The organism is Phycisphaeraceae bacterium, from assembly GCA_019636655.1.
Classification (GTDB): Bacteria; Planctomycetota; Phycisphaerae; order Phycisphaerales; family UBA1924; genus JAHBXB01.
Genome location: JAHBXB010000003.1, coordinates 421702 through 446801, shown reverse-complemented (window position 1 = coordinate 446801; position 25100 = coordinate 421702). Strand labels below are relative to the sequence as shown.

Sequence of the window (25100 nt, the reverse complement as noted above, 5' to 3'; positions counted from 1 at the left end):
GAGGTCGGCGACGTCGCGGAGGGTGAGGGTGGGGTCGGTGACGGAATCGAGGATCTTGGCCGCGAGATCGGGGGAGGGGTTGAAGGAGGGGAGATTGAGCATGGCCCGCGCAGGATACGGGTTTTTAACGGTATGTCAATAGGTTTTTGATAGGATCTCGATTATCTCGTCAAATGGTGTCTGGGTATGCACTTGCGCTGGTGTGCAAAGCACTCGCATCAAGGCAAAGACGAGATGACCACACGCTGTTCCACGCCGTGACGATTCATGGCGGATGAGCATCAGCGTATCGAGGGAGTTGCCGGGAATACGCGCGCCTTGGCTTGTCGATCTGGAGGGTCAAAGTACCGGGCCGGCGAACGTCCAAGGGCTCTACGAAAGGCGGCAACGAACGCGCTGGGGCTTGCATATCCGACACGATGAGCGACCGATGTCACGGGCATTCCGTCGCCAAGAAGCCGCAGGGCTTCCAAGAGACGCACCTGGTGGCGCCAGCGTCCGAACGTCATCAGGGTTTCGGTGTGGAACGCTCTCTCAAGCGTCCGAGGACTAGCCCCTACTCCCTTTGCCAGCCGCGCAAGCGGCAGCCTTGCGCCGGGACCTGCGAGCACGCGATCGGCCACGCGACGCGCCCGCGGGTCGTGCGGCATCGGCACGGTCAGCGGCGATTCGGGCATCGCGACCAGAAGGTCGAGAAGGAGGCCTTGAAGCCGAAGGTGTGCCGCGTTGTCCTCGTAGAGAGCGCCAAGATCGACGATATGCGTAATCAGTTCGCGGAGCAGGGGTGACACGCTCATCACGCAGCAGGGTCGATCCACCCCCGATGCGGCCTTCGGGGAGAAGTAGATCGTGCGCATCGCAACGGTGCCCGTCATGTCAAGACGGTGCGAGACGGCCGCGGCCATCCATACGGCACGCATAGGCGGAACGACCCAAGATCCGCGGTCGGTCGTTACGGTGATTACACCGCTCACGGCGAAAATGAGCTGCGGCCAATCGTGCTGGTGATGCTCGATCCGAAACCCCGGGGGGAGGGTCAGAGCCAGAGTTCGGACGGACGCTGTATGTCGCTTTCCAGACATTCATTGGCAGTATATCGGCTTTACGTCCGGCCACCGGGCATGTAGCCTTCGATCCACAGCATCCACCAAGGAGCATTCGATGCCAAATCCGATCAGCCACTTTGCGATTCACGCGGACGATTGTGAGCGGGCCAAGACCTTTTATGAACGAGTGTTCGGGTGGTCGTTCGAGGAGTGGGGGCCGCCCGGCTTCTGGCGAGTGCACACCGGCCAAGTCGGCGTCGAAGGGGCGCTGCATGCGAGACACGAACCACTCTCCGGGCGTGGACTCCGAGGATTCGAGTGCACGATCGCGGTGGAAGACGTCGCCAAGACGGCTCGGATGATTGTGGCCGCGGGAGGCACGATCACGATGCCGCCGTTCCTCATCAACGGAGTGGGGACCGTCGTCAAGTTCGCTGATACGGAGGGAAACGCGGTCGGCGCCATGCAGTATTTGCCCGGTGTGCTTGAGTCGGCCGGAGGTGGGGCGTGAGGCAGTGCTGCAAGAGCGGAGTCGCCGTTTGGACGGGCCTCGCGATCGGAATCGCTGCGGTGCTGGGGTGCACGGCGACTCACGAGCCGGCGCGCCTTTCGCCGGCCGAGCAACTCGCCATCCAGACTGATATCAAGGCGTTCTTGGAGAAATGGGTGTCGGCCTTCGAGGCGAGGGATCAGCAGGCTGTCCGTTCCATTCTCGTCGAGGACGATCGCTTTACGTGGTATGAGGATGGGACGGCGCGCTACCAATCGGCGGACGCGGTGATCGATGGACTGCAGAGATTTCCTCCCACTTTGACGTTCGGGCATGAGCTTGTGGAGGTGAGAGTCATTCCGGTCACTCGCGACATTGCGTGGACGGACATGCTCACTCGTACTGAGATCCGGCAGGGCGGGGTGGTTGTCGCCGCGTTCAGCGGCGCTGTTGCAATGCTGGTCGAACGCCATGGGAGCACATGGCGTATTGTGGCGGCGCACAGTTCGACGGAGCGACCCGCCCAGGAGACTGGGCGTCCGGCGGAGTGAGATACGATCGTCCGGCGGCCGCGAGGCGATTGGTCTGCACGGGAATCCTGCACGCCTTCATAGAGACTCCTCTTCGTGGCTCATCTGCGGCGGATAGAGTCCAGGGTGACCGCGCCACACTCCCGATATCACCGCCAGGCTCTTGTGCCCATGATCGGGGACGAGGGGCAGGCGCGTCTTGCCGCGGCGCATGCGCTGCTGGTTGGTTGCGGCGCGCTGGGGACGGTGATCGCGGATCTGCTGGTCCGCGCGGGGGTTGGCAGGTTGACGCTGGTCGACCGCGACCTGGTCGAGGTCACGAACCTGCAGCGGCAGACGCTCTTCGACGAGTCGGACGCGCGAGGGGGGGTTCCGAAGGCCGAGGCCGCAGCGGGGAGGCTGCGGGCGGTCAACTCGGTGGTCGGCATCCGCCCTGTGGTCGCGGACTTTTCGTGGCGGAGCGCGGAGGAGTTGGCGCTGGGATCGGGCGGGGTTGCGGTGCTGCTTGACGGCACGGACAACTTCCAGACGCGATTGCTGATGAACGACCTGGCGGTGAAGCACTCGATTCCGCTGGTGTACGCGGGCGCGGTCGGGACGACGGCCACGTCGATGACGGTGATGCCGGGGCGGTCGCCGTGCCTGCGGTGCATCGTCGAGACGCCGCCGCAGCCGGGCGACACAGCGACGTGTGATACGGCGGGCGTGCTGGGGCCTGTGACGGCGATGGTGGCGGCGTGGCAGGCCGCGGAGGCGATCAAGATCCTCGCCGGGCGTGCTGACCTGGTCAGCACGACGTTGCTCCGCATCGACCTGGCGGCGTCGCGCGTGCAGCAGATCGACGTGGCGGGGGCAAGGGCCGAGTCGTGCCCGTGCTGTGGCGAGCGGAGGTTCGACCACCTGGAGGGGCGGACGAACGTCGACACGACCGTGCTGTGCGGCCGCAACAGCGTGCAGGTGAATCCGCCGCTCGAGCTGATCACGCGGCGGCTTGATCTTGAGTCGGTCGCCGCGAGGCTTGCGGCGCATGGGCGTTTCACCGTGACGCCGCTGATGCTACGGGGGCGGCTCTCATCGGTTGAGGGGGCGGCGGCCGGCGAGGAAGGCGATGAGGCCGGGATCGATGACGAGTCGAACACGGGCCTTGAACTGACGCTGTTCCCCGATGGCCGCGCTATCGTCTCGGGAACGACCCGCCCGGAGGTCGCCCGATCGATCTATGCGAAGTTCGTGGGCGTCTGACGGGGCCGTGCGGCGGAAGTTCCGGCGCGGCGGGCTGCGGGAGCGGCGTACGTGATTCCGTGCTTGCTGATCCGTATTCAATCAATCGTGACTCCAAGGAGCCGACCATGACCGCGATCTCAGACTTCATGCTCCCCCCGGCCAAGCTCGCGATCGGTTATGCCGAGAAGCTCCTGGCCGGCATCACCCCCGAGATGTTCGCCCGCCAGCCCTCTCCCGGCGGGGCGCTGGTGACGACGAACCATCCGGCGTTCGTGTATGGGCACCTCTCGCTCTATCCGGCGAGGCTGATGACGATGATCGGGCGCGATGCGGACCGCGTGCCGCACCCGGCGCGCTTTGAGGAGTTGTTCAAGGCGGGCGCGGAGTGCCGGGATGATCCGGAAGGGAAGATCTACCCGGACATGGAGTCGATCACCTCGCACTTCATGCGTGGAACCCGCAAGGCGATCGAGGCGATTCCGTCGGTTGATCCGGCGCTGTTCGCGCAGCCCAATCCGGCGGAGGGGCGCGCGAGGGAGTTGTTCCCGACGATCGGGGCCGCGGCGAACTTTGTGCTTGGGGCGCACGTGATGATGCACCTGGGGCAGGTGAGCGCGTGGCGCCGCTGCATGGGGCTGGCGGGGGTGCTGTGAGGCGCCCGGGGCGGGCGGGGGTCAGACTCGCGACCGGGTCTTCCGGGCCGAGAGATCGGCGGCGGGCTCGGCGCCGTTCTCGCCGGCGTTGGTGCCGTCCGGCTCGTTGGGCTCGCCGGTCACGGGGTTCGTGAAGTGGGATTCCTGCACGGGCACGACGTGTTCGAGGACGTGCTGGAGCACGCGGGCGGGGGAGCCCATGGCGCTGACCTCGGCGATGATCTTCTTCGGGTAGTACTCGAGGACGGGGTAGGTCTCGTCCTCGTACACCTGCCAGCGCTTGCGGATGACCTCTTCCTTGGCGTCGTCGATGCGGTTTTCCTTGAGGGCGCGGCGGCGGAGGCGCTTGATCATCTCGTCCTTGTTGGGGCAGACGAGGTGGATGATCTTGAGCACCTTGATGTGCTTGTCCATCAGGCGGGCCTGGGAGGCGTTGCGCGGGATGCCGTCGAGCACCAGCAGGTCCTGCATGGGCTTGTAGCGGGAGAGGACGGTCTGGGCGTGGATGTTCTGGTGCCACATCTTGACGGTGACGTCGTCGGGCACCAGTTCGCCGCGGGAGGAGAACTCGTAGAAGGTCTTGCCGAGTTCGGTGGACATGTCCAGGGCGCGGAAGACCTCGCCGCAGGAGAGGTGGAAGAACCCGGGCACCTGGCCGAGGATCTTGCCCTGGGTTCCCTTGCCGGCGCCGGGGGCGCCGAAGAGCAGGACGGTCTGGTACCGGTGAGGCATGCGCGGATTCCCGTCGAGCCGCGCGGGCGACACTCTCCGCCTGACCCGGCGGAACCCTCGCGGCGAGACCAACAGCCTAATCCCTTGGGGCGGGAGCGGCAAGGGCCGCTGCACGCAAATCCAGCGATAGGGCCTGCTTATGACGCCTGGCGCCGGGCCCGGGGCGGCCGATAAAGGCTGCTCGGGGCGGCCTCGGGCCAAAGGGCGGCAGGTCAGTCCTTCTCGATGACTTCCTTCATCAGGTTGGTCGGCATCTGGCGGTACTCGAGGAACTCCATCGTGTTGGAGGCGCGGCCCTGGGACATGCCGCGGAGGGCGGTGGTGTAGCCGAACATCTCGGAGAGGGGGACCTCGGCGGTGATCATCTTGACGTTGCCGCGGTCCTCGGTGTCGACGATCATCCCGCGGCGGGAGGAGACGTCGCCGGTGACGTTGCCGAGGTAGTCGTCGGGGCAGGTGATGACGACCTTCATGATGGGCTCGAGGAGGACGGGGCCGGCGGCCTTGACGGCCTCCTGGAGGGCGAGGCGGCCGGCCTGCTCGAAGGCGACCTGGGACGAGTCGACCGCGTGGTACGAGCCGTCGACGAGCAGGACGCGGACGTTGATCATGGGGTAGCCGGCGAAGCAGCCCGTCTTGGCGGTCTGGCGGACTCCGTACTCGACGGAGGGGATGAACTCCTTCGGGATGGCGCCGCCGACGATCTTGTTCTCGAAGGCGAGGTTGTCCTCGAAATCAAGCTCCTCGGCCTGGGCCTGGGCGGCGGTGAAGGGCTCGATGGTGACGGTGGCATCGCCGAACTGGCCGCGACCGCCGGTCTGCTTGACGAACTTGCCGCGGATGTACTCGGCCTTCTTGGTGATGGTCTCGCGGTAGGAGACGCGGGGCTTGCCGACGTCGACGCCGATCTTCATATCGCGGACGAGCTTGGTCTTGATGATGTCGAGGTGGAGCTCGCCCATGCCGGAGATGATGGTCTGGCCGGTCTCTTCATCAAAGTGGGAGCGGAAGGAGGGGTCCTCGCGGCGGATGACCTGGAGGGCCTCGGAGAGCTTGCGCTTGTCGTCGGAGGTCTTGGGCTCGATGGACATCGAGATGACGGGCTCGGGGAAGGTCATGCGTTCGAGCAGGATCTCGTTCTCGGGGTCGCACAGGGTGTCGCCGGTGTAGGAGTCCTTGATGCCGACGATCGCCACGATGCTGCCGGTGGTGATCTCGTCGATCGGCAGGCGGTTGTTGGCGTGCATCTCGAACATGCGGGAGGCGATCTCTCGCTTGCCGTTGCCGGGGTTGACGACGCGGTCGCCCTTCTTGAGCGTGCCGGAGTAGACGCGGAGGTAGGTGAGGTCGCCGTGCAGGTCGGAGACGACCTTGAAGACGAGGGCGGAGAAGGGGGCCTTGTCGTCGTGCGGGCGGGTGAGCTTCCTGTCCTTGTCGCGGGGGTCGACGCCCTGGACCTCGGGCACCTCGTCGGGCGCGGGGAGGAAATCGACGACGGCATCGAGGACCTTCTGCACGCCGATGTTTCGAAGGGCGGCGCCGCAGAGGACGGGGAAGCACTTCTCGGCGATCGTGCCCTTGCGGAGGGCCGCGCGGATCTCGTCGGCGGTGACGGAGGACTCGTCCGTCAGGTACTTCTCGGTGAGGGCTTCGTCCTGCTCGGAGGCCTTCTCGACCAGGATGTGGTGCCACTTCTTGGCGGTGTCCAGCCACTCTTCGGGGATGTCCTTCTCGGTGATGACGGCGCCCTTCTCGTCGGCGTCGTAGTAGAAGGCTCGCATAGTGATCAGGTCGATGATGCCTTCGAGCTGGTTGCCCTTGCCGATGGGGTACTGGATCGCGATGGCGTTGGCGCCCAGCCGCTCCTTGATCGTGTTGAAGGAGAAGTCGAAGTCGGCCCCGAGCTTGTCCATCTTGTTCACGAAGCAGAGGCGGGGGACGTGGTAGCGGTCGGCCTGACGCCACACGGTCTCGGACTGCGCCTCGACGCCTTCCTTGCCGTCGAACACCGCGACGGCGCCGTCGAGCACGCGCAGCGAGCGCTCCACCTCGATGGTGAAGTCGACGTGTCCGGGGGTATCGATGAGGTTGATCTTGTAGTCGACGCCGCCCTTGGTCCAGGGGCAGGTCGTCGCGGCGGCCTGGATGGTGATGCCGCGCTCCTGCTCGTCCTGCAGGAAGTCCATGGTGGCGGTGCCCTCGTGGACCTCGCCCATCTTGTAGTTCTTGCCCGTGTAGTACAGGATGCGTTCAGAGACCGTGGTCTTGCCCGCGTCGATGTGGGCGCAGATGCCGATGTTGCGGATGTGGCTGAGTTCGGTGGCCATGATCGTTCTTTCCTTCGGACTCGTCCGTTTCCATCCTGCCGGATGGGGATACACCTACCGCTGGCACCCCGGTATGCTGCCGCCGGTTCCAGCCCGGTTCTTGCGGCGATTCAGGGGCGGGGAGGCCTGACGCATCCCCAAAAATGCACCGCCCTCCCGCGTGGGCGGATCGTAGCCACCACGAGGGGGGTTTCAAGGTTCGGCGGCCCACCGTCGGAGATCTGTTCGGTCGTTCTCGCGGAGCCCACGGATGCCGGGATCCAGGACGGTCTGTCCGTCGAGTTCGAGCGCCCGCCGTGCCCAGGAGCCGCGTTTGGCGTTGTCGCCAAGGCGGTCGTAGACGTGGGCCAGCCGGTTCGCAGCCTCCAGGTTGTACGGGTCGCGGGCGAGCGCTGACTCCAGGGCCGCCGCGGCGCGTTCACGGGCCTGGTCCAGGTGGTTCAGGTCGTGGGCCGTTTCGAGCACGACGGCCAGCCAGGTCAGCATCGCGGTCCGGGCGGTCGCGGCGTCCTCGGGGGTGGCGACACGAACCGCCTTCTCGAGCCACAGGGCGCCCTCGCGGGCGTCTCCAACCTGCACCAGGCGCGCCGCGATCGCTATCGCCAAGCGCGACGCTTCGCGGCGCGTACGCCACTCCCCCGGCTCGATCGCGCCCGCGGCGAGGAGTTCATCGAAGGCGTCGGCGAGCGACTTGGTGTAGACACTGTCCAACGCCAGCCGGAGCGACTGGGCGTCGGTCGCCATCGGAGAGCCGGTAAGGGCGGCGACGTCCGCGGCGAGCGCCCGGAGCGCTGCATCCCGGTCGGCAGGGGACGTCTTCGCGGCGGCCTCGTCCCATCGCTGGCTGAACTCGGTCGCCGGCGCGACGAATCTCGCCGCGGTGCGGAGGTGGGAGGTCCAGTGTGTCGCTGGAAGCGCGCCGTGTACGGCGACGAACCCGGCCAGGACCAGCATGATCACCGCCGCCACGATTCCCCCGGCGGGGCGCGCGGGCGCGACGCGATGTCGCCAGGACATCGCGCTTGAGGCGAGGACTGCCGTCACCAGGGCGCAGGACGCGGGCCAGCTTGCAGCGACATCGATCTGGATGAGCAGGCCGAGCGTCACCCCGGCCGCGGCGAGCGAGACCGCGAGGGCTTTCTCGGCGCTCCGCAACGCGACGCCGACAGCCACGGCGATCCACAGTCCCATCATGACGATCCGCACCGCCGCCATGTCGGGCGTCAGGAGCATCCGATCGATCGCCACGCAGGCGATGGTCGCCCCGGCGACGACGAGCCCGATGAAGCGCCACTCCGCTCGGCCTGAGTTGTTGGCGTGGATGGCGCCGGAATCGCTGCTCTCGGCGGCGCGGCGCAGGCCCGACCACAGCCACCACACGGCGAGACCGCACCAGGCCAGGCCCCCGATGCCCAGCGTCGCGACCCAATCAAGCATGATCGCGTGCGGGCTCCGCACGTCCTCGGGCGAGAGCGGCGGCTTGGCGAGCAGGTACGCGCCCTGGAATCCATCGGGGCCCACCCCGAGCGGCAGGTGCTCCCAAACGATCTTCGCCGCGGCCTCGAGGTAGAACCACCGGAACAGGAGGCTCTTTTCCCCGGTCCAGCCAGCGAACTGCCCGCGCGTGATCAGCCCGGCCAGCGGCGCCAGGAAGGCGAACACGGCGATACACGGGACGAGACGCCGCAGCCGCGAGCGGCCGGAGGGCGGCCCGCTCCCGCTGCGTCCGCACACCGCCACCAGGAGGACGAGGACGGCGAGGCCGGCGAGCAGCCCTGCGTACCCGCCCTTCGAACCGGCGAGTACGACGCCGAGCAGCGACCCGGCGAGCCCGGCCAAGACCAGCAGGACGCTCCGGTGCCCCGGTGCTGTCCGCCACGTCAGCGCTACAAGCCCGGTGAAGGCTACCGCCGCCGTCGCGGCGAGGGTCGCGTACACGTTCGCCAGGGCAAACCACCCGGTCGCTTCGCGCTGCAGAAGGCGCCGCTCGTAGGACAGAGCGCTGGCGGAGGATTCCGCCCAGCCATGACCCTCCAGGATTTGCCGGCGGTTGCGCCGGAAGTCCGCGACGGTCGCAGGGTGCTCGATGAACCACTGCTGCAGTCCCCTTACTGCCAGTGCCGCCACCACGCCCAGCAGCACGGCCGCGGTCACCCGTCGCAGGCGTTCATCGCGGCACAAGTGGGCCACCGCTACGCCCGAGCAGATTGCCGCGACCCATGCCATGCCGATGCGCTGATCCTGAAGCGCCGGACCGTGCGTGAGGAATCCATGCCAGAGCGCCGGAACGATCCCAGCTCCCGCCGCGAGGAGCATCCAGCCATGAACACGCTCCCGTGCCAGCCCGACCCCGAGCAGCGCCAGCGCCGCGCCGCCGATGATCGCTGTGTCGAACCACATCGATCCCGCCGGGCCGATCCCGGTCATCGGCACCACGAACCGGAGCGGGTCCAGGTCCCAGTAGGGCAGTTCGCTCGTGACCACGAGTGCCCGAGCCGTTATGCACCCGAGCATGAGGGCCAAGGACACCCACTTAAGGCACGCTGCCGCGGTATCCGAGGCCGGTGACGGTGGAGCGGATGCGCTCATCGGCCGTCACCGTTGGGCTCGCCGGCCTGCTTCGCGCTCGCCCACTCCACCAGAGCGATCACGGCCAGCACGAGCAGGGTCTGGACGGCCACGAGCACGGCCTGCCAGCCGCTCAGCCCTCCCAATGAGACTCCCCCGATGGCGGTGACCGCGGTCAGGGCATAGATCACCAGCACGGCGTCGCGCCGGGACAGGCCGCGGCGCACAAGCCGGTGCGACAGGTGGTTGAGATCTCCGACAAAGGGCGAGCGGCCCTTTGAGAGGCGGATGGCCGTCACCGTCACGAAGTCGTAGAGCGGGATCGCCAGCACGACGAGCGGCATGAACACCGCGTACCACCCGCCGCCGAGTTTGGGCGAGTAGTAGGTTGTTCGAGCGGTCAGGAATGCGAGCAGGAACCCCAAGACCAGGGATCCCCCGTCGCCCATGAAGATTGTCGCTCCGCCGCGTCTGGGGAAGTTGAACCACAAGAACCCGAGCAACGATCCCAGCAGCACCGCCAGCGCCGCGGCTACGAACCACTGCTCGTTGACGAGGGCCGCCGTCAGGAAGAACCCGGACGCAATGGCGCCGACGCCAGCCGACAGGCCGTCCATGTTGTCCAGGAAGTTCATCGCGTTCGTCACCACGACAAACCAGATCACCGTTACGGCGTACGACGCCCACGGTCCGTGAGCGGGGCCGTCCAGGAGCGTCAGCAGCCGCGTCTTGGTCTCGATGATGACCGCGAGCGACACGCCGACCATGACGCCCAGCTTCACCCACGGCCCCATCGGGCGGCGGTCGTCGACCAGACCCATCACGTGGAGCACGAGCAGTCCCCCGAGCAGCACGAGCGCGTGCCCGGAGGATTCCACCAGCCCGGGGAGGTGCCTGGCGAGTTCCGGCACCATCCTGGTGATGAAGCCCGCCTCGCCCAGCTTTGCAAGAGCGATGATTCCCAGGAATGGGGCCGCCACGCCCCAGAACAGTCCGATCCCGCCGGTGTTCGGTACGCGCCGCGGCGACATCTTCACCTGTCCGGCGACGCCGGGCGAGTCCATCGCGTTGAGCCGCCGGCCGAGGGAACGAGCGAGCAGCGTCATCGGCAAGGCGATCACGAAGGCGATCCCGGCCAGCAGCATGCACAGTGCGATCATCGTGGTGGCAGTCTAATGGCGTGGCGATCGCGCCGCCGGTGGGCTGATGGGCGAGTGAGTGGGGGGAGTGCTGCTAGCGTTCCAGGCTCGGCGTCCCGGGCCCCGTGAACATCCACCAGGGAACCCATGCCAGCACCATGGCGGCCGACGCGATCAGCACGATCACGGCGGCCCGTGCCGGCCAGGGTCCGAGGACGTCCACGAGCGTCCCTGCGCCCTCTGCCCCCGGACCGAGGTACGCGTAGTTCCATCCCGTGAACGCATCGAGCGTGAAGATCGCGGCTGCGTAGGCGACGCTGATGAGCCATGCGGTCCGCAGGTCCCTGAACTCCGGCCGGAAGCCGCGCACGACGACCGCGTAGACGGCCGAGCCGACGATCAGCGTGTGGCTTTCCCAGAAGATCCAGAACTCCGCGAATGCGGGGCCCAGGCGTACCACGGGCGTCACGAACGCCTGCGTGCACAGGGGGATGGCCCAGAAGTACAGCAGCGAGGTGACCCATCTTCGCCCGGTGAGCAGCGCTGCCGCGGCCACCAGCCCCGCGACATCGCAGTAGTGCAGCGGCAGCGACCGGCTTGGATCGAACCGCGAGGGGATGAGCCACCACGCGATCAGCGCGATCCAGTACGCCAGTGCCAGCGCGCCCAGAAGGCGGCCGGGGGGGTCCGCGCGCTCGGGGCGAGCGGACGCCCGCGCCGTCTTCCATCCGATCCACACGACGCCCGTGATGGCGATCACTGTGCACACGAGCGCCGCCGCGTGCACGTCGGTAAACGGGTGGAACTCACGGCCCCATCCGTCCCACGCCGGCGCTGCACCGCCCGTCGCCCCGTTGACGCTGGCGGAGGCTTCCTGGCCCGGGCTGGCGCCGAGGTCAGGCAGGTCGCTTCTCCCGCTCCGCGGCCTCGTGCCGCAACTGCCCGCACGCCGCGGCGATATCCCTGCCCCGGCTGCGGCGGATGTGGGTGTTCACGTGCTGGTCGCGCAGGATCATCTGGAAGGCGAGCACGTCTTCATCGTGAGGGCGGCGGAACTCGCCGCCGTCGAGGCCGAGCCCCGGCACCTCGTTGTACCGGATGAGGTTGATGTTTGCACGGAGTGACTTGGCGAGGCGTGACAGTTCCCTCGCGTGCTCCGGCCGGTCGTTGACGCCGCGCAGCAGCGTGTATTCCAGCGTGATCTCGCGCCCCGTCTTCTCAAACCACCTCTGGCAGGAGGCGAGCAGTTCCTTGATGGTGGAGTACTCCGCCCACGGGATCAGCCTCCGACGGAGTTCGTCGTTCGGAGCGTGCAGCGAGAGGGCGAGTGTTACGGGGAGTTCGAGTTGCTCGGCGAGGCGTTCGATCGCCTTGGGCAGTCCCACCGTCGAGATCGTGATCTTGCGGGCCGAGATGCCCGTCGCCCAGGCGGAGGCCAGGGTCCGCACCGCGTTCATCACGGGGCCGAAGTTGCTCAGCGGCTCGCCCATCCCCATGAATACCACGTTGGAGATGCGTCCAACGCCGGGCAGGCGGCCGAGTCGCCAGACCTGCTCCACGATCCGTCCGGCGGAGAGGTTGCCGTCGAGTCCTCCCTGCCCAGAGGCACAGAACCGGCACCCCACAGGACACCCTACCTGCGAGGAGATGCACGCCGTCCGCCGGCTCACCTCGCCGTCGTCACCGGTCGCGGGGATCATCACGCACTCGGTCTGCCTTGCTGGGTCCGGCGACGGGAGTTGCGGGAGCGAGGACGGAGTGCCTGCGCTCCCGTCATCCCACTGCACCAGCAGCTTCTGGGTTCCGTCCGTGGCGGTCTGCTGCGAGAGCACCGTGCCGGAGAGGAATCGCATCTCCGTGGCGAGTACTTCCCGGTCCCGCTTCGACAGATTCGACATCTGGCCCGCGTCGACGACGCCCCGTTCGTATACCCACTCGAGGATCTGCTTCCCCCGGAAGGCCTGCATTCCCCGGTCCTTGCACCAAACGCCAAGCGACTCGGGTGTGAACTCAAAGATGTGGAAGGGCGGGTGCTTCACGGTGCGATCGTAGGAAACGCCCCCGAAGCTGCCCCGGCGCAGCATTTTGGCCAGAATCTCGACCGTTGTTGAAACTCAGTCTCAACAAGAATACATTGTGTCCCCCTCCGGTCCCCCCAAACGGAGTGGGTAAAAGGAGATCCCGATGTCCATGAATGCCACCACCGCCGCCGCTCTCGTTGCTGCTCTTGCCTTGGCGGGCTCCGCCCAGGCGGTCATCAACCCGTTCACTGAGCCGTTCAACTCCGCCGCGAACAACTGGAGCGTGGGTTCGGTTCTGACCCCTTTGAACTACTTCCCCTCGGGCGGGCCGGACGGATCCGCTTACGGCAGCACCGATGTATCCCTCGCATCTGCCATAGTCGGGGATCAACCCCTGCTGTTCCGCGCACAGAGCAACTTCAACTCTTCGAACAACGCGTTCGTGGGCGACTGGCTGGCCTCGGGGGTGACGGAACTGACGTTTTCACTCCGCCACAACGGGCCCGTGCCGGTGACTTTTTATACCCGCTTTGCGCCGGCCGCGGGCCCTGGAGCAGTGGCGGTTTTGCCGACGGCGGTGCAACCGAACGAGTGGACCACGCTTTCGGTAGCGATCAACCCGGCGACGCCGTTCATCTATGAGGGGACGACCTTCGCAGGCACATTTGCGTCGGTCGCCCGCCTGCAGTTTGGTTTGATGGTTGATGCCGGCCTAGCGGGGCAGTCCGCTCCGCTCACGGTTGATATCGACAACGTCGGCATTGTGCCCGCGCCGGCGGCCGGCGTCCTATTCGGTGTGGCTGGGCTGTTCGGATGCCGCCGGCGGCGAGGCTGATTCGGTCAGGTGTGCCTGGGCCCGAGGAAGCTCCCGATCGGCATTTCCCGCGGCGGCTCGAAGGCGGCCATTCGATCCAGCAGGCGAGAGGGGTCGGTGTCGGAGAGCAACAAGTCGCGGTGCACCCGCTGGTAGAAGCCCTCGGCCACCGCGTGATCGAGGAACGCGAGCAGGGGGTCGAAGAATCCATCGACGTTCAGGAGCCCACAGGGCTTGGCGTGAATACCAAGCTGCGCCCAGGTCAGCACTTCGAAGGTTTCCTCAAACGTGCCCATACCGCCGGGCAGGGTGATGAACCCGTCGGACAGGCTTGCCATCGTCGCCTTGCGCTCGTGCATGGACTCCACGACGATCTGGCGAGTGAGTTTCTGGTGCCCGAGCTCCTTGTCGAGCAGGAGCCTCGGGATGACCCCGATGGCCTGGCCTCCGTGCGACAGGGCGGAATTGGCCACGATCCCCATCAGGCCGACGTGTCCGCCGCCGTATACCAACTCGATCCTCCGTTTCACGAGGGTGGCGCCGAGATCCCTTGCGGCGTCGGCGAACACTTCCCGCCGGCCCGAGTTGGCGCCGCAGAAGACACAGATCCGGCGGAGTTCTCGTCCCATGCGGAGAGGGTACCGCCTGGAGCCCGAACCGGGTGTCCTGGTGTCATCCCCGGCGGGTTTTTCCACAGTCCCTGATTTTTTCGGAAGTTACGTCACACCGGTGGGATCAGCCCCGTCTATATGGGAGCAGTCCTGATCTCCTCCCGAGCGAAAGCTCCGGGAACCACACGCGGCGCACGCGGCTCAACATCCGGCGACTTGACGCGCTGCCGGATGAAGAGCCCGTCGCCGTTTTTGGGGAGTGCGATCGGATCGTCGCGATACCATGCCTGAGCCGCGCGCTCAGGAGCATCCAGCAAAATGCCAGGGACCGAATCGACCGTTGCTCGCCCGCTTCACTCGTTATCCGTTCGGATGGCCGGGGTTGGTGCGTTGGTGTTCCTTGCGGTCGCGGCCGGCGGGTGCGCCACGACCGTTGTGCCGCCGAAGAATCCACACGACCCGGTCTCGGTGTACATCGTTGATTACGGGAAGCACTCCAGCCTGATGGTCCCGCGGGACAATGACCGGGTGACCGAGTTCGCCTTCTCGTCGTGGACGTGGGAGGCGCTCAAGTGGAACACGTGGCTCAACGTCTTCCCGATCCTGACTTCTCCATCGCAGGGGACCCTGTGCGTCAAGGAATGGCCAGGGCCGCTCAACGAGATGACCATCCGCATGCAGACCACTGCGGATGTGGTCTACAACGTCAGGGTGTCCAAGCAGGATGTCGACCGGCTGATCGCGAAGCTGGATGAGGCCTACCGGAAGCGGGAAGACGAACTGATCTTCCATGCGCCTACGGGATGGGTGTACGTCAAGTCCGACACGTCCTACTGGTCCGCCCACACGTGCAACACCGAGGTGGCCGTCTGGCTCGAGGAACTCGGCTGCACGGTCAAGGGCCAGCAGGTCTACGCCGACTTCCAGGTCACCAACCCCGGGGGGTGAACCGGCCCCCGCGGCACTGGTCGACCTGCCGGGCCCTACCCTGTGGGTGATGTGCGCCGCGCTGCGGCGGGAGCGGGGGGGGCAAGGAGAGTGGTTTTCATGTCCGCCAAAGCCGCCACCGCTGGTCCGTCCGCCCCGGTTTCCAAGACCGATCCGCTCGAGCAGTTCCAGTGGAAGCCGCAGCCCCAGGCCCAGGCTCTCATCAACGCGATTGTCGACGAGTTCCTCAAGGCCTGTCCCAGCTCGGCCGAGCTCGCTCGGCGCATGAAGCACGAGTCCGGCACCCGCTTTGTCGACTGGATCGATTACATCCAGGTTCACCGCACTCCCGAGCTTCGCGCCAGCCTCACGGCCGCGGGCTTTATCCGTCGTGCCGCCCCCGGCGCCCCGGACTGCTATGTGCATGACGGCGGCATCTTCCCGCAGGTCGTTCTTGATTCCAACGCCGTTACCCGTGTTGCGATCAAGGCGGACTCGGTGGTTGACTTCCTGGCGGCCCACAACATCACGGACGAGCACCCGATCGAGGGCGAGCCGATGGCGCAGCTGCGGCGCGCCCTTGCCTTCCGGGCCAAGGGTGCGGTTCTCCTGATCGTCGAACGCCATGGCTACCGCGGCTACACCGTTCCCGAGGTCGAGGAGGCCAAGGTCGTCAAGATCCTCAAGCACCGCGAGGCGTTCCGCCGCCGCACGCGGGACTGGGCCGACGACGAGATTGGGTACGACCACATCGATCAGTTGGTCGAGTCCTCCATCGCCGACCTGGGTGTTGATCTCTCGTGCGACCTGTTTTTTGCTGCGGAGCGGCAGTACTGGCAGCGCCGCAATCGGGCCGCCCAGATCCAGAAGGCCCGCCAGGACAAGCTCGGTCTGGGCTGGGCCAACCACGACCACCACACCTACCGATCCTCGCGTCACTGCTTCCCCCGCCTCATCCGCGTCCTGGAGCGGCTGGGGTTCCGCTGCCGCGAGCGGTTCTACGCGGGCGAGGAGGCCGGGTGGGGGGCCCAAGTTCTCGAGCAGCCGGCTTGCAACATCACGATCTTTGCCGACGTCGATCTTTCTCCGGACGAGGTCCGCGGCGACTTTGCGCACGAGGGGCTCCCCGCTCGCTCCGAGCTTGGCACGGTCGGCCTCTGGTGCGGTCTCCACGGCGAGGCGATGCTGCAGGCCGGGATGCACCACCTTGAATGCCAGTTCGACTTCGATTCGCTCCGGGCGCAGCTCGAGGCTGCTCACATCGAGACGATGGAACCGTTTACGAACTTTGAGTTTCTGCGCCAGGCGTTTACGGTCGGGGAGCGGTGGAAGGTTGCCGATGATCGAATCGATCGGCTCCTGGCGCAGCAGTTGGTGACGCCGGCGCTCGCGTCGCAGTTCCGCGCTCAGGGGGCCATCGGCTCGCACCTTGAGAACCTCGAACGCAACGACGGCTACAAGGGCTTCAACCAGCACGGTGTCAGCAAGATCATCGCGAAGACGGATCCGCGCAAGCAGGCGAAGGACGACCACGAACTGATTGGGGCGTAGCCGGCGCCCCCGGGCAACCAGTTCTTTACAGAGCAGGGCGGGGCGGCCCTGCGGCCGTTCGGGCCGCGGTGCGGTGTGCCATGCCATGTGGTGGACGCGGGGGATTGCCCCCCCGGGGGTGGAGGGTGGAGGTGTTCTTTCCACTTGGGTGATCACCGCTTTACAGGGCGGCCGATTCGTGGCACAATGTAATAGTCCACTCGGGCTTCCGGTCTGACCGAACCTCTCGCAAGACAATCTTGGAACAATCAATGCTCAGCCGCTTGATTGCCGGTGCCGTCGCAGCCGTCGCGGTTGCCGCGGCGGCGAATGCGCAGTGCAACGGTCGGTGGATTCCGGGCGGGTCTCTCGGCGGAGGCTGGGGCGCCTCCAACAGCTACGGCGGCTCCTACGTCTCGCATGCGGCTGGGTGGGACCCTGACGGCCCCGGCCCGCTTCCAACGAACGCCGTCTTCGCCGGGTTCTTCAACGGCATCGGCAAGACTGCCGCTGTCAACATCGCGATGTGGGACGGCCAGCGGTTCCTGCCGATGGGGACGGGGATTGGGTCCGTGACAAGCCCGGAGCCCTTCGCTCCGGTGCGGTCCATGGTTGAGTTCAATGGCAAGGTCATCGTGCTTGGGTACTTCAGTGCTGCCGGTGGCGTGCCCTCGCAGGGGTGCGCGATATGGGACGGCGCATGGCACCGGTTCACGCCGCCGCCGGGATTCACCGGCGAGCTTGGCAGCCCGGCAATGGTCCTCCGGGTTGAGGGAGAGCGGCTCTACGCGGGGGGCAGCCTGGGGTTCTTCCGTTGGGAGGGCGATCAGTGGGTGTCGCTTGCGGATCCGTTGCCGGGCGCATCAGTGTACGGGATTGCGATCTACCAAGGACAACCGATACTCGCAGGGGTGTTTCAGACGATCGGGGCCAACCAGTACAACAACATCGTTCGTTGGAACCCCGGCGGCCGGTGGGAGCCGGTTGGCGACGGAGTTCGGCAGGTGGACTACATGCAGGGCCTCGCCGGTGTGTACTCGCTTGCGGTCTATGAGGGCGACCTGATCGTGATCGGGAACTTCTCGCACGCTGGTCCGATTGTCGCCTCCAATGCGGCTCGCTGGAACGGTCAACAATGGACGGCGATGTCGACGAGCACACGTGGTTCGGCACTCGCCATCTATCAAGGCAACCTCTACCGGGCGGGAGGGTCCCCTTATCACTCCTACTCGTGCCATATGGACATCACGGTCAGCATGGTCCAGCGATGGGAAGGGAGTTGGGTCACGGTGGCTTCCGACACTCCCGGTGGCGTTTCGCTCGGGCTAGTCGGCGACAAGCTCGTGGCCGTCGGTGGCTTCTCCGGTCTCGGGGGTGTTCCCTCCCGTCACATGGCATCCTTTGATGGCCAGTCATGGTCGGACTTTGCGGAGGGGATCACCTACCCAGTCCTGTCGTTCTACAGCGTTGACGGAATGACTTATGCAGGTTCTGCGCCGCCGTGTTCGACCGCATACAGGGGCAACGTGCCCAATGCGCCCCTCAGGTGGAACGGCGTTTCATTCGTGCCTATCGGGACACCTGCTCTCGGCTGCAGTTCCTCTTGCTATGGCGCATCTTCCATCTATGCCATGGTCGCCCACGGCGGCGAACTCTTCGCGGGCGGGGATTTTCGAGAGAATGTCGCGCACTGGGATGGCTCCGAGTGGCGGGCCACGAGCTTCTTCCCGGCTGGCTATCAGAGGGTCAATGCTTTGGCCAGCTTCCAGGGCAGCATCTACGCAGGGGGTTCGCTCAGCGGCCCCATAGATGGACGCCTCCGCCGGTGGGATGGCACTCAGTGGCAGGGCATTGGAATCAGTTCCGTGTACGAGGTTGATGCTCTGCTCGAGTTCCGCGGCGAGCTGATCGTTGGCGGAACATTCGGGGTCTTGGCGTGGACTGGTTCCGAGTGGCATCCCCTCGCAGGCACCATCTCGGGGCGGGTGCGAGCGCTTATCGAGTACAACGGAGACCTTGTGGCCTGCGGGTCATTTGGCTCTACCAGCGGCGCCGCGCTGAACTCCATCGCACGCTGGGACGGAGAGTCGTGGCATCCGCTTGGCAACGGCCTGACCAGCACATCGTACTGCTCCGCGTTGGCAGCGACGATCCTTCGCGGTGAACTCGTCGTCGGCGGGATCTTCACCAAGGCGGGCGAGGTCGCGGTTGAGTCGCTCGCCGGCTGGAACGGTTCGCGGTGGCGGGCCGTTGGCAACGGCATCTATCACTCCAGCTATGTGTACGCGCTCGCCGCCGACCGCGACGAGCTCCTCGTTGCTACCGACTACATTTCGTCGGGCTCAACCACGGCCCGCTACTTCGCCCGCTGGACCGAGACCAACATCCCTTGGATCGCCGTACAGCCCGTCGGTGTTCCGCATGCGTGTCCCAACTCGTCCGCTGTCCTCACGGTCTCGCCCGCTTCGGGCTACCCCGGTCTCACGTACCGCTGGAGCCGCAATGGCCAGCCCCTCGTCGACGGTCTGACCCAGTCTGGTTCACTCGTTGCCGGGTCCGCGACCGCGACGCTGCGGGTCTCAAACCTGAGTGCCGCTGACTCCGCCTCCTACACCTGCCATGTGCAGAACACCTGCGGCTCGGCCGTCAGCGCCGCCGCGGTTGTTACGGTCTGCATGGCGGACACGGACTGCAACGGGGCGATCGAGCCGACCGACATCGCCGCGTTCATCCAGGTGTGGCTTGCCAGCCTGCACGCCGGCACACTCGCCGGCGACTTTGACCGCAACGGGACCGTCGAGCCCGCCGACATCTTTGGATTCATCTCCGCGTGGCTGCAGGGTGTGCAGACGGGCTGCTGAACCCTCAGCGTTGAACCAGGAAGCCAAGACCGCCAGGAGCCGACCGTGATCAAGACCTCTCTCCTTGCCGCGTCGCTCGTCTCGCTTGCCATTGCCCCGGTCGTCCGTGCCCAGTGCGAGGGGCAGTGGCTGCGCGGTGGTTCCTACACCGGCGTCTCGGGCGCGACCGTCCCCGACGCATCGGGCAATCCGATCTACCCGGTGCCCTCTCGCGTCGCCAGTTGGGACCCCGACGGGCCGGGTCCGCTGCCACCGCAAACAGTGATTGCCGGATCGTTCTCGGCGGCGGGGGTTGCGAACGCGGCCAACATCGCGCTCTTCGACGGCGAGCAGTTTCTTCCCATGGGTTCCGGCCTGACGCCCTTCGGTGCCAATCAACTGCTTGGGCCGGTGCGCTCGATGGCCGATCACGCCGGGAGCCTCTTCGTTCTTGGTAGTTTTTCCAGCGCCGGGGGCGTTCCGGTTCAGGGGTGCGCCCGTTGGGATGGAACATGGCACGCCGTCCCGCCTCCGCTGGGCTCGACGGCATCTCCCGCCGCGCCGGGGGAGGGTGTTGTTCTCTCCTCGCATGATGGCGAACTGGTTGCCGGCGGCGCGGCGGGGTTCGTCCGATGGGACGGGGCACAGTGGCAGGTCCTGGCGGGCCCGCTTGCTGGCGCGAGAGTAAACGCCGTCACCATGTACAACGGTGAGCCGATCATGGCTGGGCAGTTCGCCGCGCTGAATGGCCAGACATACAACCACATTGTCCGGTGGGACGGTTCGGCATGGCAGTCCCTCGGTGGCGGAGTCTCTGACCAGGGCCAGTACCCGCCGGCCCAGGTGAACTCCATGGATCACTACAAGGGTAACCTGATTGTCTCCGGCAGCTTCGTCGCAGCGGGCGGCGCCACCGCCACCAATGTTGCGAGATGGAATGGCCAGGCATGGTCGGGCATGGGGTACACCACGGGATCGCTCGTGGCGGTTGTTGGTGGTTCGCTCTACCAGTCCGCGGCCGTCTCCCGGTCCGCGGGTATCTGCGGCTTTGTCGATGAGGGATCCGTGAACCGATGGACCGGCAGCGGATGGCAGTCGCTCTCAGCGTTCTGCCCCGGCAGGGTTCGAGGTATGGCCGCTTGCGGCGATCGCCTCGTCGTGGTCGGCGATTTTTATGGTCTCGGCGGCGTTCCCAGCCAGGGAATGGCGGCGTTCGATGGTCAGGCCTGGTCCCTCGTTCCCTCGGCGATCGTGAGCGAGGTTCAAGCGTTTGCGACGCGAGCCGGCGCGACGATCATCGGCCGCGGCGTTCAGTGCAAGAAGTTCGATTCGGCAAGGGTGCTGAACTCCCCGCTGTCGTGGAGTGGAGATTCGGCCATTCCCGTTGGGGCCGCCGGATTCGGGTCCAACATCCGGTGCGACTCCTACACCGAGTGCCGAGCCTTTGCGGAGCACACCGGTTCGCTCTACGCCGCGGGGTACTTCACGTATGCCGGCGCCAACTTCTCACCGATGACGCTTGTCGCTCGCTTTGACGGGACAACCTGGCAACCTCTTTCCTCAACCCTGTCGACTACGTCAACGCTGCCAGTCATCCATGCCCTCCGGAGCTACAACGGAAGCCTCATCGTGGGTGGGGACTTCGCGGCGGGCTTGGGTGGAGGCAGCGCCGCATCTGCCAATATCCGACGGTGGGACGGCGCCTCGTGGCAGCCCTTCGGCTCTGGCGCCAACGGCGCCGTCCGCGCTCTGGCCGAGTTTCAGGGTGAACTGATCGCCGCGGGCGAGTTCACCACGATCGACGGCGTGCCCGCGAACCGAGTTGCCCGCTGGGACGGTTCCGCATGGCGAGCGCTGGGCGGGGGCATCGGCCCGACCGGCTCCGTCAAGGCGCTTGTCATCTACAACGGTGCCCTCATCGCCGTCGGCCAGTTCTCGACCGCCGATGGGTTCGGTCCTGTCTTCGGCGTCGCGAGTTGGAACGGCGTGAACTGGAGCCCCGTCGGAAACCCACCGCAGGACGCTAACGCCAACGCTGCGGTGGTCTACCGCGGCGACCTTGTGGTCGGCGGGAACGCCCTGATGCGATGGAACGGCTCAACTTGGCGGCACCTCGATCCGGATTGGGGACCGCCGTTCGCCAGCACCGCCACCGTCAACGCTCTCCTCGTGGATCACGACGAACTCCTGATCGGGACGAGCGCCGGCACGCTCGGCGCCTCACCAAGCCGATACTTCCATCGCTGGACCGACACCAATACCCCCTGGATCGCCGGCCACCCGGTGGCTGTTCCGCTCGCCTGCATCAACTCAACGGTCACCCTCCGCACGACCCCCGCCGCGGGCTATTCCGGCCTTTCCTTCACTTGGCGCCGCAATGGCCAGCTCCTCGCCGACGGCCCCACCCCTCACGCCTCGATCATCGCGGGCGCCCAGACGCCCACACTCCAGATCGCAAACATCGCCGGGGCGGACGCGGGGTCGTACGACTGCGTGGTTTCCAACGCCTGCGGCTCCGCCGCGACTGCTCCCGCGTCGATCGGCCTTTGCCCTGCTGATACGGACTGCAACGGGATTGTCGAGCCCCGCGACATCGGCGCCTTCATCAACCTCTGGATCACCAGCCTCAACCAGGGGTCCCTCGACGGCGACTTTGATCGCAACGGCACGGTCGAGGCGGCCGACATCGGCGTGTTCATTTCGTCCTGGCTGGCGGCGGTCAATACCGGGTGTTGAGCCCCGCCCGCCCTGCCGGCGGGTGTTTGGGGCCCAGTTGACCTTCCCCCTTCCGAGTGCTTCAATCCCCCTCCACATCCCGGCTCAGTCATGCCCGGATCTCACCCCTGCCGGACCGCAGCCGCGGCCACCCGGCGCAGATCGCCCGCGTTCCACCGCGGGCACCCCGCCACTTCCTTTAGGAAGCCAGGCCGGGGACGGAAGGAATCAGCGCGATGGCTCGGTACACAGGTCCCAAGGTTAAGCTCTCCCGTCGGATCGGCGTTCCCATCGCCGACAACCCCAAGCACACATCCAAGCGTGAGCTCACCCCGCCCGGGATGCACGGGTACCGCGGCCGCCGTCTGCGTGACTACGGCCTGCGCCTCAACGAGAAGCAGAAGCTCCGCCACCACTACAGCGTCCTCGAGAAGCAGTTCCGCCGCTACGTCGCCGAGGCCACCCGCGGCACCGGCAACACCGGCGAGGTTCTCCTGCAGCTCCTCGAGCGCCGCCTTGACAACGCCGTCCGTCGGGCGGGCCTGGCTCGCACGATCTGGGCCGCTCGTCAGATTGTCGCCCACGGGCACGTTCTGCTCAACGGCCGCAAGACTGATCGTCCGTCCTGCTCGGTCAAGGTCGGGGACGTCATCACCCTCAAGCCGAAGATCCAGAAGCTCATCCGCGAGAACATGGAGTCCCTCCCCGGCCACGAGGTCCCGGGCTGGCTTGACCTCAACCCCGGCGAACTCACCCTGCGTGTTGTCGCGCTTCCGACGTCGGACCAGATCCCGTTCGATGTCAACGCGAACCTGATCGTCGAGTTCTACCGCTAATCAAGGGCGACCGCGCCGGCCGAGTCTCGCCCGATCCAGGGGAGCGTCGGGCCCGGGCGGTACGCCACCCCGGCTTCGCCCACGCCCCGCGCGCCGGGCGACGCCGCGGAGTTCTCCCTGCAGTGCACCCCGGGGTCATTCTCGCATGCTCAAGTTCCTGCGCAAGTACAACCGTTGGATCCTGGTGGTCGGCGGGGCGCTGCTCATGGTCGCCTTCCTGCTCCCGCAGACCGTGTCCCAGATGGGGCGCGGGGCGGGCGAGGGCGCGACCTATATGCGCATCAACGACACCAAGATTACCGGCGCCCAAGCCAATCGCGCCAAGTACGAGCAGTACATCCTCGAGCAGCTCGGGCTGATGGACAAGCAGACGAACCTCGATACGTGGATCCTCCAATCCTACGAGGCGGCCCGCGAGGGTCTCATCGGCGGCCCGGAGGACGGCCAGCGGCTGCTCAGGGACGTCGCCAATCTGGTCGCTCAGCGCCAGGCGATGCAGGCGTTCCAGTCCGGCATCCGCGATCTCGACATGTCCAGACTGGTCGAGAACGCCCGCTCCGGCGTTGAGCAGATGGCGCTGCAATCGGCCGCGTCGGCCCACATGACCTCCGACGAGCTCTACATGGCCCTCGCCAAGTTCCGCGGCGTCAATCGCGTGGAGAGTCTGTACCGCGCCGGGCCCGGGGCCCTCTCCATCCAGCGGGAGGCCATCGAGGGTCGCCATAACTTCGACCAGGCCATTATAGACTACGTCTACCTCAACTCCGAGCGACTTGCCCCCAAGATTCCCAAGCCGGACGACGCCGCGCTTGCGGAACTCTTCGCGACCTACAAGGGTGTCAAGCAGGGCGAGGGTGAGTACGGCATCGGATATACCTTGCCGCCGCGTGTCAAGATCGAGTGGATCGCCCTGGACCGAACCGAGTGGGAGAAGCAGATCCCAATCGACCCGATCGAGGTGCACAAGCGATTCCTCGCGGCCAACCCCGGGAAGGCCGACGCCGCTTCCAGCCCCGAGTTTGAGACCGCGAGGCCGGGGATCGAGGCCCAGATCCGCAAGGAGAAGACCGACAAGATCCTTGCCGAGGCCGTCCGCACGATCCGCGGCGAGATCGCCAAGTCCACCATGCGGCTGGAGACGGCGGCGGCTGGGGAGTACTTTGTACTTCCCCCTGACTGGGCTGCCCCGTCGCTCGAATCGATCCGTGATACCGTCGCCGAGCGCATCAAGACCACCTCCGGCATTTCGGTGACTCCGCCCACGGTTACGGTCATGAACTCGTGGCAGGACCGCACGGCCCTCTTTGGCGCCCGCAACATTGGCCGCGCGTACCTCACCCGCGGCAACGCCCGCATTCTCTTTGCGGACCTCTCACTTCGCGCAAAGGAGATCGCGCCGGCCAACGACCTGGGGATCCAAGAGCGGGTGCCCTTCGGTCCGATTGAGGATCAGTCCGGCAACATGTACTTCTTTACGGTCCTCGCCGGTCGGGCCGAGTCGCCGCCGGATTCGTGGGAAGAGATCCGCGACCGTCTCACCACCGACTACCAGCGTCTCGAAGCCTTCAAGCAACTCCAGGCCGACGCGCCCAGCCTTCGCCAGCGGGCGATCGCGAGCGGAATCGAGGGAATTGCAAACGACCGGACGTTCCTGGACCCTGAGGCGATCGACCCGTTCCAGCGGATCCCCAAGGTGGCCCGTGATATCCGTATCACCCGCCAAGATCCGATTCCGTTCGACATCGACACCCCACAGCTCCGAAACGAGGTTATGGACACGGCCGAGAAGCTCGACCCGCTCAAGCCCGTCTCCGAGGCCGACGCGGCGGTGACGACGCTGGCCGTTCCGCTCCCCTCGAAGCTCGCCGTCGCGGTCATCCGGATCACTGGGTTTATGCCGATGACCGTTGAGAAGATGCGTCAACGCGACCGGGAACTCGCCGGGATGGCGGCCCAGGACGCCTTCAAGGACCTGACGGACGATCCCTTCACGCTCGCGAGCTATCTCAAGCGATACAGGGTCGACACGGAGGAACGCAAGGTCAGCGAGCAACTTGCGAAGGAAGCAGAAGAGGCGGCTGGCAAGTAGGGTGATCG

The 25100-nt window shown here is 66.3% G+C and carries 19 protein-coding genes; 11 read left to right on the top strand and 8 right to left on the bottom strand.

Features of this window, described 5'->3' with window-relative positions; genetic code table 11:
* Positions 1–281 precede the first annotated feature (281 nt).
* A complete protein-coding gene (locus KF745_11655) occupies positions 282–875 on the bottom strand; it encodes a helix-turn-helix domain-containing protein (GenBank protein MBX3359067.1) in 594 nt (197 codons plus the stop codon).
* A 286-nt stretch (positions 876–1161) separates the two neighbouring features.
* Here KF745_11655 and KF745_11650 point away from each other — a divergent pair, with 286 nt between their 5' ends.
* The 4 genes from KF745_11650 to KF745_11635 all read left to right on the top strand — a co-directional run bounded on the left by KF745_11650 (position 1162) and on the right by KF745_11635 (position 3943).
* Positions 1162–1557 (top strand): VOC family protein, encoded by a 396-nt coding sequence (locus tag KF745_11650; GenBank protein MBX3359066.1) that lies wholly within the window; start codon positions 1162–1164, stop codon positions 1555–1557.
* Positions 1554–2087 (top strand): nuclear transport factor 2 family protein, encoded by a 534-nt coding sequence (locus KF745_11645; protein MBX3359065.1) that lies wholly within the window; start codon positions 1554–1556, stop codon positions 2085–2087. Before KF745_11650 ends, KF745_11645 begins: the two co-directional genes overlap by 4 nt.
* Before the next feature lie 150 nt (positions 2088–2237).
* Positions 2238–3308, top strand: a complete 1071-nt coding sequence (locus tag KF745_11640) for a ThiF family adenylyltransferase (GenBank protein ID MBX3359064.1) — start codon at positions 2238–2240, stop codon at positions 3306–3308.
* A 107-nt stretch (positions 3309–3415) separates the two neighbouring features.
* Entirely contained in the window at positions 3416–3943 is a 528-nt protein-coding gene (locus tag KF745_11635; GenBank protein ID MBX3359063.1) for a DinB family protein, read from the top strand.
* Between the two features lie 21 nt (positions 3944–3964).
* On the opposite strand, the gene KF745_11630 is transcribed toward KF745_11635, so the two are convergent.
* From KF745_11630 to rlmN, 6 genes are all read right to left on the bottom strand, one after another.
* Complete coding sequence (locus tag KF745_11630) at positions 3965–4675, bottom strand: nucleoside monophosphate kinase (protein MBX3359062.1); 711 nt, start codon at positions 4673–4675, stop codon at positions 3965–3967.
* A 212-nt stretch (positions 4676–4887) separates the two neighbouring features.
* Positions 4888–7002, bottom strand: coding sequence for an elongation factor G (fusA, locus tag KF745_11625; protein ID MBX3359061.1), 2115 nt, complete (start codon positions 7000–7002; stop codon positions 4888–4890).
* Between the two features lie 192 nt (positions 7003–7194).
* Positions 7195–9591, bottom strand: coding sequence for an O-antigen ligase family protein (locus KF745_11620; GenBank protein ID MBX3359060.1), 2397 nt, complete (start codon positions 9589–9591; stop codon positions 7195–7197).
* Entirely contained in the window at positions 9588–10730 is a 1143-nt protein-coding gene (locus KF745_11615) for an undecaprenyl/decaprenyl-phosphate alpha-N-acetylglucosaminyl 1-phosphate transferase (protein MBX3359059.1), read from the bottom strand. The genes KF745_11620 and KF745_11615 overlap by 4 nt, the downstream gene beginning before the upstream one ends.
* A gap of 73 nt (positions 10731–10803) precedes the next feature.
* Positions 10804–11478 carry a TIGR02206 family membrane protein gene (locus KF745_11610; protein MBX3359058.1) on the bottom strand — a complete coding sequence of 225 codons (675 nt, stop codon included), beginning with the start codon at positions 11476–11478 and terminating at the stop codon, positions 10804–10806.
* 127 nt (positions 11479–11605) lie between these two features.
* Positions 11606–12748 (bottom strand): 23S rRNA (adenine(2503)-C(2))-methyltransferase RlmN, encoded by a 1143-nt coding sequence (gene rlmN, locus KF745_11605; protein MBX3359057.1) that lies wholly within the window; start codon positions 12746–12748, stop codon positions 11606–11608.
* A gap of 145 nt (positions 12749–12893) precedes the next feature.
* Between rlmN and KF745_11600 the strand changes: the two genes are divergently transcribed.
* Positions 12894–13565, top strand: a complete 672-nt coding sequence (locus KF745_11600) for a hypothetical protein (protein MBX3359056.1) — start codon at positions 12894–12896, stop codon at positions 13563–13565.
* Between the two features lie 5 nt (positions 13566–13570).
* Here KF745_11600 and KF745_11595 read toward each other — a convergent pair whose 3' ends face one another.
* Complete coding sequence (locus KF745_11595) at positions 13571–14173, bottom strand: TIGR00730 family Rossman fold protein (GenBank protein MBX3359055.1); 603 nt, start codon at positions 14171–14173, stop codon at positions 13571–13573.
* A gap of 354 nt (positions 14174–14527) precedes the next feature.
* Here KF745_11595 and KF745_11590 point away from each other — a divergent pair, with 354 nt between their 5' ends.
* The 6 genes from KF745_11590 to KF745_11565 all read left to right on the top strand — a co-directional run bounded on the left by KF745_11590 (position 14528) and on the right by KF745_11565 (position 25092).
* The gene (locus tag KF745_11590) at positions 14528–15103 is read left to right on the top strand and encodes a DUF2459 domain-containing protein (GenBank protein ID MBX3359054.1); all 576 of its coding nucleotides are present in this window, start codon (positions 14528–14530) and stop codon (positions 15101–15103) included.
* A gap of 99 nt (positions 15104–15202) precedes the next feature.
* The gene (locus KF745_11585) at positions 15203–16633 is read left to right on the top strand and encodes a hypothetical protein (GenBank protein ID MBX3359053.1); all 1431 of its coding nucleotides are present in this window, start codon (positions 15203–15205) and stop codon (positions 16631–16633) included.
* 251 nt (positions 16634–16884) lie between these two features.
* Positions 16885–19473 carry an immunoglobulin domain-containing protein gene (locus tag KF745_11580; GenBank protein MBX3359052.1) on the top strand — a complete coding sequence of 863 codons (2589 nt, stop codon included), beginning with the start codon at positions 16885–16887 and terminating at the stop codon, positions 19471–19473.
* 45 nt (positions 19474–19518) lie between these two features.
* A complete protein-coding gene (locus tag KF745_11575) occupies positions 19519–22188 on the top strand; it encodes an immunoglobulin domain-containing protein (protein ID MBX3359051.1) in 2670 nt (889 codons plus the stop codon).
* A gap of 215 nt (positions 22189–22403) precedes the next feature.
* Positions 22404–23003 (top strand): 30S ribosomal protein S4, encoded by a 600-nt coding sequence (gene rpsD, locus KF745_11570; protein ID MBX3359050.1) that lies wholly within the window; start codon positions 22404–22406, stop codon positions 23001–23003.
* A gap of 145 nt (positions 23004–23148) precedes the next feature.
* Positions 23149–25092, top strand: coding sequence for a hypothetical protein (locus KF745_11565; protein ID MBX3359049.1), 1944 nt, complete (start codon positions 23149–23151; stop codon positions 25090–25092).
* The last annotated feature ends 8 nt before the right edge of the window (positions 25093–25100 follow it).